General features: G+C 71.4%; 14 protein-coding genes. 5 read left to right on the forward strand and 9 right to left on the reverse strand.

What is annotated here, in order from left to right:
• Positions 1 to 41 precede the first annotated feature (41 nt).
• The 5 genes from D1409_RS09860 to D1409_RS09880 all read right to left on the reverse strand — a co-directional run bounded on the left by D1409_RS09860 (position 42) and on the right by D1409_RS09880 (position 2,835).
• Positions 42 to 653, reverse strand: a complete 612-nt coding sequence (locus tag D1409_RS09860) for an NUDIX hydrolase (protein ID WP_123536573.1) — start codon at positions 651 to 653, stop codon at positions 42 to 44.
• Positions 650 to 1,282 (reverse strand): NUDIX hydrolase, encoded by a 633-nt coding sequence (locus D1409_RS09865; RefSeq protein WP_123536575.1) that lies wholly within the window; start codon positions 1,280 to 1,282, stop codon positions 650 to 652. Before D1409_RS09865 ends, D1409_RS09860 begins: the two co-directional genes overlap by 4 nt.
• The gene (locus D1409_RS09870) at positions 1,279 to 1,728 is read right to left on the reverse strand and encodes a hypothetical protein (protein ID WP_123536577.1); all 450 of its coding nucleotides are present in this window, start codon (positions 1,726 to 1,728) and stop codon (positions 1,279 to 1,281) included. Before D1409_RS09870 ends, D1409_RS09865 begins: the two co-directional genes overlap by 4 nt.
• A gap of 69 nt (positions 1,729 to 1,797) precedes the next feature.
• Positions 1,798 to 2,286 carry a DUF5809 family protein gene (locus tag D1409_RS09875; RefSeq protein ID WP_123536579.1) on the reverse strand — a complete coding sequence of 163 codons (489 nt, stop codon included), beginning with the start codon at positions 2,284 to 2,286 and terminating at the stop codon, positions 1,798 to 1,800.
• A 24-nt stretch (positions 2,287 to 2,310) separates the two neighbouring features.
• A complete protein-coding gene (locus D1409_RS09880; RefSeq protein WP_123536581.1) occupies positions 2,311 to 2,835 on the reverse strand; it encodes a DUF5810 domain-containing protein in 525 nt (174 codons plus the stop codon).
• 117 nt (positions 2,836 to 2,952) lie between these two features.
• Here D1409_RS09880 and D1409_RS09885 point away from each other — a divergent pair, with 117 nt between their 5' ends.
• On the forward strand, positions 2,953 to 3,522 hold the full coding sequence (locus tag D1409_RS09885; protein ID WP_123536583.1) for a metal-dependent hydrolase: 570 nt from the start codon (positions 2,953 to 2,955) through the stop codon (positions 3,520 to 3,522).
• Positions 3,523 to 3,536: 14 nt separating this feature from the next.
• Entirely contained in the window at positions 3,537 to 4,175 is a 639-nt protein-coding gene (locus D1409_RS09890) for a uracil-DNA glycosylase (RefSeq protein ID WP_123536585.1), read from the forward strand.
• Positions 4,176 to 4,226: 51 nt separating this feature from the next.
• On the opposite strand, the gene D1409_RS09895 is transcribed toward D1409_RS09890, so the two are convergent.
• The gene (locus D1409_RS09895; protein WP_123536587.1) at positions 4,227 to 5,804 is read right to left on the reverse strand and encodes a GAF domain-containing sensor histidine kinase; all 1,578 of its coding nucleotides are present in this window, start codon (positions 5,802 to 5,804) and stop codon (positions 4,227 to 4,229) included.
• A gap of 134 nt (positions 5,805 to 5,938) precedes the next feature.
• On the opposite strand from D1409_RS09895, the gene D1409_RS09900 reads away from it, so the two are divergent.
• Positions 5,939 to 6,460: a DUF5817 domain-containing protein gene (locus D1409_RS09900; RefSeq protein ID WP_123537086.1), complete on the forward strand. Its 522-nt coding sequence runs from the start codon at positions 5,939 to 5,941 to the stop codon at positions 6,458 to 6,460.
• Between the two features lie 151 nt (positions 6,461 to 6,611).
• Here the strand turns inward: D1409_RS09900 and D1409_RS09905 are convergent, their stop codons facing one another.
• The 3 genes from D1409_RS09905 to hmgA all read right to left on the reverse strand — a co-directional run bounded on the left by D1409_RS09905 (position 6,612) and on the right by hmgA (position 8,654).
• A complete protein-coding gene (locus D1409_RS09905) occupies positions 6,612 to 6,995 on the reverse strand; it encodes a hypothetical protein (RefSeq protein WP_123536590.1) in 384 nt (127 codons plus the stop codon).
• A 71-nt stretch (positions 6,996 to 7,066) separates the two neighbouring features.
• Positions 7,067 to 7,243: a hypothetical protein gene (locus tag D1409_RS24445; protein ID WP_164471626.1), complete on the reverse strand. Its 177-nt coding sequence runs from the start codon at positions 7,241 to 7,243 to the stop codon at positions 7,067 to 7,069.
• Between the two features lie 151 nt (positions 7,244 to 7,394).
• Entirely contained in the window at positions 7,395 to 8,654 is a 1,260-nt protein-coding gene (hmgA, locus tag D1409_RS09910; protein WP_123536592.1) for a hydroxymethylglutaryl-CoA reductase (NADPH), read from the reverse strand.
• Between the two features lie 110 nt (positions 8,655 to 8,764).
• Between hmgA and D1409_RS09915 the strand changes: the two genes are divergently transcribed.
• Both D1409_RS09915 and D1409_RS24450 read left to right on the forward strand, forming a co-directional pair.
• Complete coding sequence (locus tag D1409_RS09915; protein WP_123536594.1) at positions 8,765 to 10,318, forward strand: amidohydrolase; 1,554 nt, start codon at positions 8,765 to 8,767, stop codon at positions 10,316 to 10,318.
• A 180-nt stretch (positions 10,319 to 10,498) separates the two neighbouring features.
• The gene (locus D1409_RS24450; protein WP_164471627.1) at positions 10,499 to 13,333 is read left to right on the forward strand and encodes a fibronectin type III domain-containing protein; all 2,835 of its coding nucleotides are present in this window, start codon (positions 10,499 to 10,501) and stop codon (positions 13,331 to 13,333) included.
• Positions 13,334 to 13,450 lie beyond the last annotated feature (117 nt).

A 13,450-nucleotide genomic window follows, 5' to 3' on the forward strand; every position in this document is an offset into this window, starting at 1 on the left:
GGCGTTCGAGGAGCGCGGTCGACCGGGCCGACCGCCCGGAACTACAGCAGCCCCTCGTCGCTCGCGACGAGCACGGCGACGAGGCCGCCGCCGAACGGGAGGTCCCGGGAGCGAAGCGCAGCGACGGCCTCCTCGGCCGGGACGGTGAACGCGTCGATGTCCTCGCCGCCCTCGCGGTCGGCCGCCCCCGCTTCGAGGTCGGTCGCGTAGACGACGGCCTGTGTCATCCGGGTCCAGGCGGTCGGCTGGTAGGCCTCGAGGAGTTCCGCCTCGCCCGCACGAAAGCCCGTCTCCTCGCGCAGTTCTCGCAGGCCGGCGTCGACGAACGACTCCCCGTCCTCGACGGCGCCGCCGGGACAGGTCAACAGCGACCGGCCCAGCCGGGCGTCGTACTGTTCGAGCAGGACCACCTCGCCCGCGTCGGTCTCGGCGACGACCGCCACGAAATCGCCGGGGTCGATCCAGTAGTACCGGCTCCGTTCGCCGTCCGGCTGTCTGTACTCGTCGTACCCCGCGGAGAAGTAGGGGTTCTCCCAGGCGACTTCCGTGTCGAGGTGCGTCCAGTCCGTGCCGGCGTCCGCCGGCGGGTCGGCCAGTTCGGCCGCGCTCGCCGACGCCGGTTCGGCGCTGTCACCTCCCGCGTCCCCGGTCACAGCAGGCCCTCCTCGCGGGCGAGGAGGACGCCCTCGATGGTGGCGTCGTTGGCCGGCTGGCGTCGCGCCACGTCGAGCGCGTCGTCGACGGGGACGGTCGTCACCGAGAGGAACTCGTTGCCGTCGAGTTTCCGCTCGACCGGTTCCAGCCCCTCTGCGAAGACGATACCCCGTCGGTGGCGCAGGACGCCCGTCGAGCACCAGAACTCCTCCAGCAGGGAGACGCCGGCGGGGTCGAAGCCGGTCTCCTCGCGTAGTTCGCGGGCGCCGGCGGTCGTGAAGGACTCGCCGTCCTCGACGATGCCGGCGGGGAGTTCGAGACACTGCTCGCGGATCACCGGGCGGTACTGGTCGACGAGGAGGAGTTCGTCGCCGGTCCGTGCGACGATAACGACGGCGTCCGGCAGTTCCGCCCAGTAGTAGTCCTTCTCGGAGCCGTCCGGTTGCTCGACGCGGTCGTAGCCGCCGTCGTACCAGCCCGTCTCGTACTCCGTCTCGCGGTCGACGACCGGCCAGTCGTGGTCGGGTTCGCGGATCGATCCGTTGCCGTCGGTCGCTCGCGCGCTGTCGTCCGACTCGCCGGCGTCGCTGGCGTCGCTGGCGTCGCTGGTATCGTCGGGGTCGCTCATACGCGCTGTCCGACCGCGACCCGGTAAAGCGTGCCGTTGTACGAGACCAGCACGCCGTCGTCCGAGACCGCCGTCGCGTTGCGCGCAGCCAGCGCGTCGCGCTCGTCGAACGGCGAGTGGGTGAACGCCTCCTTCAGCCCCCAGGGCCCCTTCTGATAGGGGTCCGAGGCGCCGTCGCGGAGGGCTTTCGTGGTGTAGGGGTACTGGCGCTCCGAGAGCGCAGTGCCGTTGATCGCGGCGCTCGCGTTGGCGACGGTCCCGTTACTGGCGACGGTAGCGTTGCCGCCGGCCGTCGCGTTCGGTCCGCCGTCTCCGGAATCGACGGGGTCGGCAGTCACGTAGTAGGGGTCACCGCTCGCGAGCAACGACGGGAGGGCCCCCAGCGCGAGAAGCGCGACCAGCACGACCAGAATCAGCAGGACGGCATTGCGAGTGACCCGACGCATAGCCGCGCTACGGTCGTCGCCGTGAAAACGACACGGATACGCGCCGGGGCGGCCGGGCCAGCCACTTCCTCACTCGCCGCCCGCCTGGCCGTCTGAATCGTCCGCCTCGTCGCTCCGCTCGTCCGCGTCGTCCGGCTCGCCGGCGACGAGTCCCTCGTAGACGCGCCCGAACGCCTGCCGGCGGAGCGTCCCGACGGCGGCCTCGCGCTCGTCCTGGAAGGTCGCGGCGACGACGGTCTCGGCGGCGGGCGCGACGTGCCAGACGACGTTGTCGACGTGTTCGCTCCCGGCCTCGTGGACGTCGTAGCCGTCGCGCTCGGCGACCCAGTCGTCGAACTCGTCGCGCGTCCCGACGCGGACCGCGAGCATCGAGGCGAACAGCGCGTCGCGAGCGGTCTCGACCACCTCGCTCGTGACCCGCTCGCGGTACTCGGCCTTGTCCATCTCCATCGCCTTGGCGACCTCCTTGACGACCACCTGCGCCGTCGGCCCGAGCGCCTCGTAGCGCTCCCGGGCCTCGGCGGCGGTGGCCGGCTCTATCGTCCCCTCGGTGTCCATGTCCGACGATCCGGACGCCGGGACTTAGGAACTCTCGGTTTCGTCGTCGGCATCGGCGCCAGCGTCGGCGTCCGCGTTCGACTCCGCTTCGCCGTCGGTCGCGTCGACCTCGTCGCCCGTGTTCTCCCGGCGCTTTCGAGTCAGTTCGCGCGCCTCGGCGAGCACGTCGTCGGTCTCGCCCTCGAAGTCGTCGAGGTCCGCCACACCGCCGGGGGCGGCGCTGTCGATCGCGTCCGGCGTGCTTCCCGGAGAGCGCCCGCTCCGTCCGTGGTCGTGTGCGTGGCCGCCGTGGCTCCCGTGGTCGTGCTCGTGACCCGCCTCGGCGCCGCCGGTCGTGTCCTCGAAGACCTGCGGGAACTCCTCCTCGTCGGCGCGGTCGGCGACCCGCTCGGCGAGTTCCTCGGGAGCGAGGTCGGCCCAGCCGTCGACGTGGTCGTCCAGCCACGCCTCGTGGCCCTCCCCGCGGAGCATCGCCGTGAACGCGAGGTGGTTGGCGAGGTGCTCGGCGTCGGCCTGAGGGTCGTCGCAGACGGGACACGCGTAGCCCATACCCGGCCGGACGGCCGCGACGGGCATATGCCTTTCAGGAGCGAGTCGACGGCGACCGCCGGACCGCGTGCCAGCGAGGCGACAGACGTAAGGACCGCACGGCCGTCCCGTCGGGTGATGTGGCCCTGGGGACACCTCGCGCTGGCCTACCTCGCCTACTCGCTGTACTCTCGGCTCCGCCGCGGTCACCGCCCGATCGCGGCGACGGCGCTCGTCGTCGCTCTCGGCTCGCAGGCGCCCGACCTCGTCGACAAACCGCTCGCGTGGACGCTCTCGGTCCTGCCGAGCGGCCGGTCGCTGTCCCACTCGCTCCTGGTCGTCGTCCCCGTCGTCGCGCTCGTGTACACGGTCGCGCTCGTTCGCGACGAGGACGAGGAACCGCTGGCAGTCGCGTTCGGTGTCGGCGCGCTCACCCACCTGTTCGGCGACGCGCTCTACTCGCTGGTGGCGCTGGAGTTCCGCCACCTCGGCTTCCTGCTCTGGCCGGCGGTACCGCCGATCGAGTACGAGGTCGAACAGAGCTTCCTCGCCCACTTCGCCCTGCTCGAGTTCTCGCCCGAGTTCTACTTCGAACTCCTGCTCGTCGCGCTGGCGCTGGTCGTCTGGCGCACGGACGGCTACCCCGGCCTCGAGACGGTCGTCTCCTGGCCCGCCCGCGCCTGGCGCGGCGTCACCGGGACCGAGTGACCGACCGACCGACCATGCCGTCGTTTCCCGATCCCGACGACCGGAACGCGCTCGCCGACGACTGTCGGCGCTGTCCCGCGCTCACGGAGCACCGCCAGTGCATCTCGTGGGGGAACGGGCCCACCGACGCCGCGCTCGTGGTCGTCGGCGAGGCGCCGGCCGCGGGTGATCCCGACGCCGACCGCTGGCGGGGCGGCAACCTGACCGGGATGGCCTACACCTCGCGGCGCTCCGGGCGGAAGATCAGGGAGATCGTCGCCGACGCCGGATTCGCCGGCGACGCCTACTACACGAACGCGGTGAAGTGTTTTCCACCGGACCCCGACGACCCGAGCGACAACCGCGAGCCGACCGCCGAGGAGCGGGCGAACTGCCGACCCTACCTCGTCGAGGAGATCCGGCAGGTCGACCCCGTCGCCGTCCTCGCCACCGGGAAACACGCCACGAAGTCCGTGCTGGCGGTCGAGGGCCGGGACCTGGACGGGTTCCTCGACGCCGTGCTGGAGCCGGTCGCCTGTGACTCGCTCGGGACGACGCTCGTGCCGCTGGTTCACCCCTCGTACCAGGAGGTCTGGATCGGGCGACTGGGGTACGACCGCGAGGAGTACGTGGCGGCGATCCGGGAGACGCTGGCGGAAATCGCCGGCGGCTGAACGGCGGGTCAGGGGCATCATCGGGCCGGGGGCGTCATCGGTCCGGGGGCGTCATCGGTCCGACTGTTCGCCGTCGCGGAACTCGAACCGGGCGCCGCCGGTCGGGCTCTCGCCGACGGACACGTCCCAGCCGTGGGCCTCGGCGATGCGCTGGACGATGTTGAGTCCGAACCCCGTCCCGTCCGGGTTGGTCGAGTAGCCCGGACGGAGGACGGTGTCGCGTTCGTCGGCGGGGATCCCCGGACCGTCGTCGGAGACGGCGAACCCTCCCTCTATCCGCTCGACGGTCACGGTTACGCCCTCGCCGCCGTGCTCGACGCTGTTCCGGAACAGATTCTCCAGGAGTTGGCGCAGCCGGGGGCGGTCGGCGGCGATCACGCCGAGGTCGTCGGTTCGGAGCGTCGCCGCGGGCGAGTCGACCGAATTCCACGCCTCGGCGGCGACGGTGCCGAGCGAGACCTGCTCGAACGACTCGACCGTCGCGCCCTGTCGGGCGAGCGCGAGCAGGTCCTCGATGAGTTCTTCCATCCGCGTCAGGGCGTCCGCGGCGGCGGCGAGGTGCTCGTCGTCGTCGGCCTCGCGCAGGTACTCGATGCGCCCCGCAGCCACGTTCAGCGGGTTGCGGAGGTCGTGGGACACGACGCCGGCGAACTCCTCGAGCCGGTCGTTCTGTCGGGCGAGTTCGCGCTCGCGGTCAGCCAGCCGCTCGTGGGCCTCGATCGACGCGATGGCGTGACCGATCGTCTCCCCGAGCTCGGAGAGGACCTCTCGCTCGCGCTCGTAGAACACGTCCTGTCTGTCCGCGTAGACGCTGAAGAAGCCGTACACGGTGTCGCCGTGTCCGATCGGGACGACCGCCAGCGACGTGATGCCGTGGGTCTCCAGGAGGTCCCACCACGGCTCCATGGTCGAGTCCTCGAACACGTCGGGGACGCACTGGATCTCGCGGGTCTCGATCGCGCGACCGCCGGGGCCGCTGCCGGTCGGGCTATCGTCGACGGTGACGACGATGGACTCGACGTACTCGTCGTCGAAGCCGGACCACGCCGCCGGTCGGACCCGCCGGTCGTCGGCGTCGTACCGACCGATCCAGACGGCGTCGTAGGGGTCGGAGTCGATCAGGCGGTCGCAGACGGCCTGTTCGAGGCTGTCTCGCTCGGTCTCGTCGACCAGTTCCTGGGTCGCGATGCGGAGCGTGTCGGTGATGCGGTTCAGCTGTTCGACGGAGCGCTGGCGTTCGAGCCGCCCGGCGTCGTAGACGCCGACGAGCGCCCCGGCGAGGGCGCCGAACGTCGCGAGGCCCAGCATCGCCGAGACCGGGTCGGCGAGCGTGAACCCCCTGGCGACGGCGTCCGCGAACACCCACGCGCCCAGCGCCGCGAGGGCCGCCGCGCCGGCGCCGGTCCACGCGAGCAATCGGCTCGCGAACCGGTCGGTGATGAGGCGCCCGCGCGCGAGTTCGACGCCGACGGCCGCGAGCGCGAGCGAGAGGAGGAGCGGCAGGAGTTCCGCGAGGAGCCGCGGACCCAGGACGCCGAGCTCGACGACGCCGTACAGGTGGTACGCGGTGAGCGCGAGACCCGAGACGGCGAGTATCCCGCCGCTCACACGGTTCGAGACACCGCCCATTACTCTGTATACTGCCGAGATCTACGTAAACGCTCGCCATCCGTTCGACAGGGTGATAGGTCTCGGACGACCCGCGTCGGGGCCGTCGCGTCGTCCGAATGTTCATAGTCGAGCGGGTGGAAGCCGTCGATCAGATGTACGCCGTCGTCGGCTGTAGCGACTGCTCGATGCTCTGGATCGTCGAGGGGCGCCCGGAGACCAGCCAGTGTCCCCGCTGCGGGGCGAGCCGCCAGCACGCCAAGCGGAAGAAGTTCGTCAGCACGGACGACGAGGACCACGCTCGCGAGGTGCGCGCGTCGATGCTCGCCAACCGCCAGGGCCACGGCGACGCCTTCGCCGAACTCGACTCGTTCACCGAGATGGAGGGCCAGATCGACGACGTGGGCCCCTCAGACGAGGAGTACCTCGAAGGCTCGGGCCTCGACGCCGACGCCGTCGCCGAGGCGGGCGAGCGAGTGATGGACTCCGGCCGGACGAAGAGCCGCAAAGAGACCGTCCGCGAGGCCGTCCGGGAAGTAGACGAGGCGACGGAGTCGGCGGTCGTCGACTACGCGAGCGAGCGGGGCGTCGACGCCGCGTACACGCGCAAGGCCCTCGAAAAGCTCGTCAGGGCGGGCGAGGCGACGGAGAGCCGCGGCGTCTATCGGATCCTGTAACCGAGCCGAACGGCAACTCACTTCGTGGGGGCGGTCGAACCGCCGACCGATGGATCCCGAATCGCTTCGCGCGCTCGGACGGCGGTTCTGGTACGCCTGGGGGACTGCGATGCTCGTCGGCGCTCGCGAACTGAGTCTCTCCGCTCCCGACTCAGACGAGGAACAGCAGCGCGAATATCGGGATGCCGACGAAGTAGCAGATGCCGTAGAGGAACAGGTTCGTCGGAATCTTCCCCTCGTGGCGGGGTTCGTCGAGCGTCTCGTAGTCGATGGCGTCGTGGAACTGCGGGGGGATGTCCTCGCGGACGGTCGCGCGGTCGCGGAAGCGGTCGAGGGGGTCCCAGCCCGTCAGGCCGAGTTTCCAGCCCGCGGAGACGATCCAGACGACCCCCAGAACGGGCACGAGAAAGAGGCAGACGAGGCCGACGATCGGGTGGAGGAACCCGGAGTCGATCGCCACCCCGACGAGGCGGACGGTCACGACCGGTGCGAGGATGCCCGCGCCCGCCGCGTAGATCGGCGCCCTGTCGTCCATCGTCGGACACGAGGCGAGGAACCGATAAAGGGTTTTCTCCGGTGACGCCTCCGCGGGCCCGCCTCGCGGGCTCAGACGAGTCCCAGCGCCTTGGCGACGCCGACGAGGGCGGCCAGCGTCGTCGCGACGATCTTCAGCAGGCGCGCGACTCGCGTCGCCCGGCGGACGGTGTCGTCGTCGCGCTCGCGTTCCGTCTCGCGATCGCTCGCCGTGCGGACGGTCGAGTCCGTAGTGGTGTTCGAACGCATGGGTGTGGGTGCGCCCGCCGGCGCTCCCGGTCGGACGCACTCGATCTACCCGGGGGCCGAAGGTAAACGCCAGCCAACCCCGGAGCGGAAGTGAAAGTGAAACGTGCTGTTGGTCTGGGTTACTGTCCGGCGGTTCCGTCCGACGACCGACTTACCGGCCGTGTTCCTCGTGGGCGCTGGCGAGGTGTCGCGAGGCGAGCGCCGAGACCAGGGAGAGTTCGCCCGCGAGCGCGCCGGCGGCGATGACCTCCGCGAGCGCGTCCGCGTTCGACCCGACGGGGTCGCCGCCGCCGGCGAACCCGATCACGTCGAGCAGCTCCGACTGGGTCGCCAGGTCGGTGCCGCCGCCGACGGTGCCGACCTGCAGGCTGGCGAGGTTGACGCTCGCGTAGAGCCCCTCGTCGCGGGCCTCGGCGGTCGTGATACAGTTCGATCCCTCGACGACGTGGGCCTCGTCCTGCCCGGTGGCGATGAACACGCCGGCGACGACGTTGGCCGCCTGCGCGTTGAACCCGAGGCTCCCGGCCTTCGCGCTCCCGATCAGGTTCTTGCGGGTGTTGGCCTCCTCGATGGCCTCGGGCGTCGTGCCGAAGCGGTCCTCGACGGTCTCGCGCGGGATGGTCACGTCGGCGGTGACGGTGTGCCCGCGGCCCTCGACGGCGTTGATGGCGGCGGGTTTCTTGTCGACACAGAGGTTCCCGGAGAGGGCGACGAGCGAGGCGGGCGTCGCTTCCTCGACGACCTCTGCGGCGGCGCGGGTGGCGATAGTAGCCATGTTCATCCCGTTGGCGTCGCCGGTGTCGTAGGAGAAGCGCAGGTAGACGGCGTCGCCGACGACGTAGGGGGTGACCGACTGGAGGCGCCCGTGGCTGGTCGTCTCCTCGGCGGCCTCGGCGAGGCGGTCCTCGTTGTCCTGCACCCACTCGGCCACCTCGGCGCCCTCGGACACGTCGGCGACGCGGAAGACCGGCGCGCGGGTCATCCCGCGCTTGGTCACGCGGACCGTCGCGCCCCCGGCGTCGGAGATGGCCGCACAGCCGCGGTTGACGCTTGCGACCAAGGCCCCCTCGGTGGTGGCGATGGGGAGGTAGAAGTCACCGTCGGCGGCCTCGCCGCGGACGGTGACGGGGCCGGCGACGCCGACCGGGAGCTGCGCCCCGCCGATCAGGTTCTCGATGTTGGACTCGGCGGACTCGGCGGCGAAGGTGTAGTCGCCGGTGGCCGAGAGGTCGACGCCGGTGTCGCGCTCGACGACGATGCGACGGGCCGTCGCGGCCGTCTCGGCGTCGGCGTGGTCGTCGAGTTCGTAGAGGCGCAGGTCGCCGTCGGCGACGCGGGCGGCGAGGATTTCGGGGTCGGCCTCGGAGTGGCCGCCCGCGCCGGGGTCCGTGGCGTCGGAGTCGTCGGTCATGCCCGGAGCGTCGCGGCCGACGCCCCTAACAGTTGCTGTCCCGGACGGGTCCGCGGCGCGTTCGAGCGGTCCCCCGAACGCTTACCACGCCGCGCGCCCGCGATCCGACCATGACAGCGGCCGCGGACCTCGTCCTCACGAACGCCGAAGTCCACACCCTCGCCGACCCCGACGAGACGGCGGAGGCAGTCGCCGTCCGCGACGGTCGGATCGCCGCCGTCGGGTCGACACAGGACGTGACCCACCTCGCGGGCGTCGAGACGACCGTCAGGGACTGCGAGGGACGGGTCGTCCTCCCCGGGTTCGTCGACGCGCACACCCACCTGCCGATGGTCGGGCGGCGCCTCGTCGAGGCCGACCTCTCGGGCGCGGACTCGCCGGCGGACGCCGTCGACCTGCTCGCGGACCGCGCCGGGGAGACGGACCCCGACAGTTCCGGGCCGGACCGCGAGTGGGTGCTCGGCTTCGGCTACGACGAGAGCGCGTGGGACGACGACCGATACCTCACGACCGACGACCTCGACGTGGTGAGCGACGAGCGGCCGGTCGCCGCTATCCGCGAGGACATGCACCTCGCGTCGCTGAACGCGGTGGCACTCGACCGACTTCGCGACGACATGCCCGACGAGGACGTCCACACGAGCGGCGGCGACCCGACCGGGGTCGTCGTGGAAGACGCGCTCGATGCCCTGTGGGCGGCCGTCGAACCGGACCGCGCGGCGACGCGCCGTGCGGTCCACGCCGCACAGGAGCGCGCGAACGAACTCGGCGTCGTCGGTGTCCACGACATGGTCCGACGCTCCGAGGCGCCCGCGGTCTACCGCCAACTCGACCGCGTCGGTGAACTCTCCCTGCGGGTCCGGATCAACTACTGGGCCGACCACCTCGACGCCGTCCGCGAACTCGGCCTCCGCACGAACCACGGGAGCGACCGGGTCCGCACGGGCGCGATCAAGACCTACACCGACGGCTCGCTCGGCGGCCACACCGCGAAGCTCTCCGAACCGTACGCCGACGACGACTCGAACCGGGGCCAGTGGGTCGTCGACCCCGACGAACTCCGGGATATCGTCGCCCGCGCCGACGACGCGGACCTGCAGGTCGCCGTCCACGCCATCGGCGACGAGGCGGTCCGGGAGACGCTCGACGCCCTCGAATCCGCCGACGGGGAACGCCACCGGATCGAACACGCGGAGGTGCTGACCGACGACCTCGTCGCCCGCATCGCCGAGGGGGACGTGGTCGCCTCGATGCAGCCGAACTTCCTGAAGTGGGCCCGCGAGGGAGGACTGTACGCAGATCGACTGGGAGACGAACGACGGCTGGCGTCGAACCGCTTCCGCGAACTCCTCGATTCGGGCGCCCGCCTCGCGTTCGGGAGCGACTGCATGCCGCTCGACCCCCTTCTGGGCGTCCAGCAGGCCGTCACCGCGCCCGACGACCGCCAGCGCCTGTCGGTCACCGAGGCGCTGCGCGCGTACACGAGCGGCGCCGCCTACGCTGGCTTCGACGAGCACCGACTCGGTACCGTCGAGACCGGGAAGCTCGCGGATCTCGTCGTCCTCGACCGGTCGCCGTGGGCCGTCGATCCGACCGCGATCGCCGACCTCGACGTGCGGGCGACGGTGGTCGGCGGCGAGGTCGTCTTCGACCGGGGCGCGTGAGCCGGTTCCCCGGGCCGCGACCGCTCCGCAGACCACCGGCGGATCCGTGTCGGCTCCCGGACACCAGTGGCGTCGAACTCCTCGCATCCAGCGGTCCGCCGATCACCGGTGGCTGACGAGTCAAAGAGAAAGTATTTTCCCAGAAGGGTGAAAGCGGACGTACGCAACGCGGCTGGGAACATGACAGGGAAGTCTACCACGGGGGCGCGTTCAGCGCTCCGTACGGTGGGTGTCGTACTGGTTCTCCTCGGTCTGACGGTCCAGGCCGGGGCAGCACACGTGTCGGTCGCGCAGGGGGACGGCGCGGTCGACGGGGCAGTCGTTCACGCCGACGCGGTGTCCGTCGAGACGACCTGGGCGGACCCGATAAACGAGTCCTCGGTCGTCGCGGCCGGCAACGTCACCGCGCTCGCGGCGAACGAGAGCGCGACCGTCTGGCTCGAATACCGACGGGACGGGGCCTCGACGTGGCAGTCGACGTCTCGACAGACCGTCGACTCCGTCGGGGATTTCCGAGAGGTCTTCACCGGCCTCGTCTCGGGAGCGAGCTACGAGTACCGCGCCCGCGCCGAGGCCGGGAACGACACCGTCAGCGGGTCGACCGGGACGTTCGAGGTCCCCGACAACCCGCCGACGGTGAAGGCCGGCGCGGTGCGCGACGTGGGCGAGCGGAGCGCGAACCTGACCGCTTCCGTCGGGTGGCTCGGCGGGGCCGACAGCGCCGAGGTGTACTTCGTCGTCAGCCCGGTCGACTCGGAGACGGCGTTCCCGACCGAGCGGCAGACGGTCACCGGTGACGGCCCGGTCAGTCACGTCACCGGCCAGCTCGAGCCGAACACGACCTACGAAAGTACCGTCCACGTCGAGGCGAGCGACGGCGACGACGCCACCGGCGAGCCGGTCCGGTTCACCACCGCCGCCGCGTTCGCGGTCGAGACGCACGGGGTTGCCGCCGTCAACGCGACGGCGCTGAAAGCCTCGGGGGCGGTCACCGACTTCGGCGGTGCCGAGAGCGCCGACGTCGGCTTCGAGTACCGCCGAGCGGGCGCGAACGAGTGGACGGCCGCGGGCTGGACGACAGTCACCGGAACGGAGGCCGTCAGCGCGACGCTGACCGGTCTCTCGCCGAACACGACCTACGAGGTGCGGGCCGTCGGCGCGGCCATCGACAACGACCGGGATATCGGCGAGACGCTGACCGTCACGACCGACGCCGCCGCCGACCCCGACACCGACCCGGCGGTTACGGCGACGGGCGCGACCGACGTGACCCAGCACACGGCGAACGTGACGGCTAGCGTCGCCGACCTCGGCGGCGCCGACAGCGCGGAGGTGGCGTTCCAGCTCCGTGGCGGCTTCGCCGATGACTGGTTCACCTTCGAGACGCGGACCGTCTCGGGACCGGCGGACCTGACCGCCACGTTCCGGGACTTCCAGGCCAACACCACCTACGAGTACCGCGCCGTCCTCACCGCGAGCGACGGCGACAACGCCACCGGCGAGCCGGTCCGGTTCACCACCGACGAGGCCTTCGCAGTCCGAACGGACGGCGCATCGGCGGTGAACGCCTCCGCCGTGACCGTCGACGGGAGCGTGACGAACTTCGCCGACGCGAAGACGGCCGACGCCGTCGTCCAGTACCGAGAGGCCGGCTCGCTGTCCTGGACGAGCGGAGCCCGGACGAGCGTCTCGCCGGCCGGAACCTTCGAGGGGACCGTCACCGGTCTCGACGCGGAGACCGACTACGAGTTCCGCATCCGCGCGGTCGCCGGTGACGGGGACGAGGACTATGGGGGCGTCGTGGAGGCCACGACCGAGGCCGACCCCGAACCCGTCGTGACGACGGACGCCTCCGACGTGACCGAGCACACGGCGCGCCTGACCGCGAGCGTCACCGACCTCGGCGGCGCCGACAGCGCCGACGTGACAGTCCAGGCGCGTCCGGTCGGCGCCGAGCGATGGTGGACCGTCGAGACGCGGACGGTCACCGCACCCGCGGCGGTGAACGGCACCTTCCGCGACTTCCAGGCCAACACCACCTACGAGTACCGCACCACGCTCACCGCGAGCGACGGCGACGACGCGACCAGCGGCGTCGGGACGCTGACGACCGACACCGCGTTCGCCGTCAAGACGGATTCGGCCCGCGCCGGCGACGACACCACTGTCGACGTGACCGGGAGCGTCGCCGACCTGGGCGGCGCCGGCGGAGCGACCGCGACCGTCGAGTACCGGGTCGCCGGCGCCGACGAGTGGACGACGGCTGAGCGAGCGAAACTCGGCGCCGCCGGCGAAGTCGACGTGACGATCACCGGCCTCGACCCCGGGACGGAGTACGAGGTCCGGGTCGGGGCGACCGCGACCGACGGCGACAGCGACACGGGGCGAGTCCTGTCGGTTCGCACGGACGCGCCGCTGGCCGTCGCGACCACCGGCGCGACCGACGTGACCGCGTCCTCGGCGACGCTGACCGGAAATCTGACCGGGTTCGGCGGCGCAGAGAGCGCGAGCGTCGCCTTCGAGTACCGCGCCGAGGGCGCCGACGAGTGGCGGACCGCGGCGGCCGAGAACCGGAGCGCCGCCGGCGAGTTCAGCCGGACCCTCACCGGTCTCGACGCCGGAACGACCTACGAGGTCCGCGCAGTCGCCGACGCGACCGACGGCGACAGCGTGGAGGGACAGACGCAGTCGGTGACGACCGAGCGGGACGGGTCGGCGCCGACCATCGACTCCTTCGAGCTGTGGGAGTTCTATTCCCAGAACAAGCACCTCCCGTTCCTGGCCTACTGGGAGGTCTCGGACGACGACAGCGACCTCGACTCCGCGACCGTCGAAGTCCTGAACAGCGACGGCGAGGTCGTCGACAGCAGGACGACCACCCTCGGCGGCGGCGACGACGGCGGCGCGAGCTACTTCCGCCTGAAACACGCCGACGGCGAGGAGTACACCGTCCGACTGACCGTCACCGACGAGAGCGGGAAGACGACGACCGACACCCGGACGATCTCCGGGTAGGCGGAGACGACCGACGGGTCGGACCGGGCGACCCCCCGATCCGGCACACGAACCCCATTTTTGAGCGCCACGGCGAACCCTTCCGAGAGTGCTGCGACCGTTCGGACGAGCTGGCGG

The organism is Halosimplex salinum, assembly GCF_003730195.1.
GTDB lineage: Archaea > Halobacteriota > Halobacteria > Halobacteriales > Haloarculaceae > Halosimplex > Halosimplex salinum.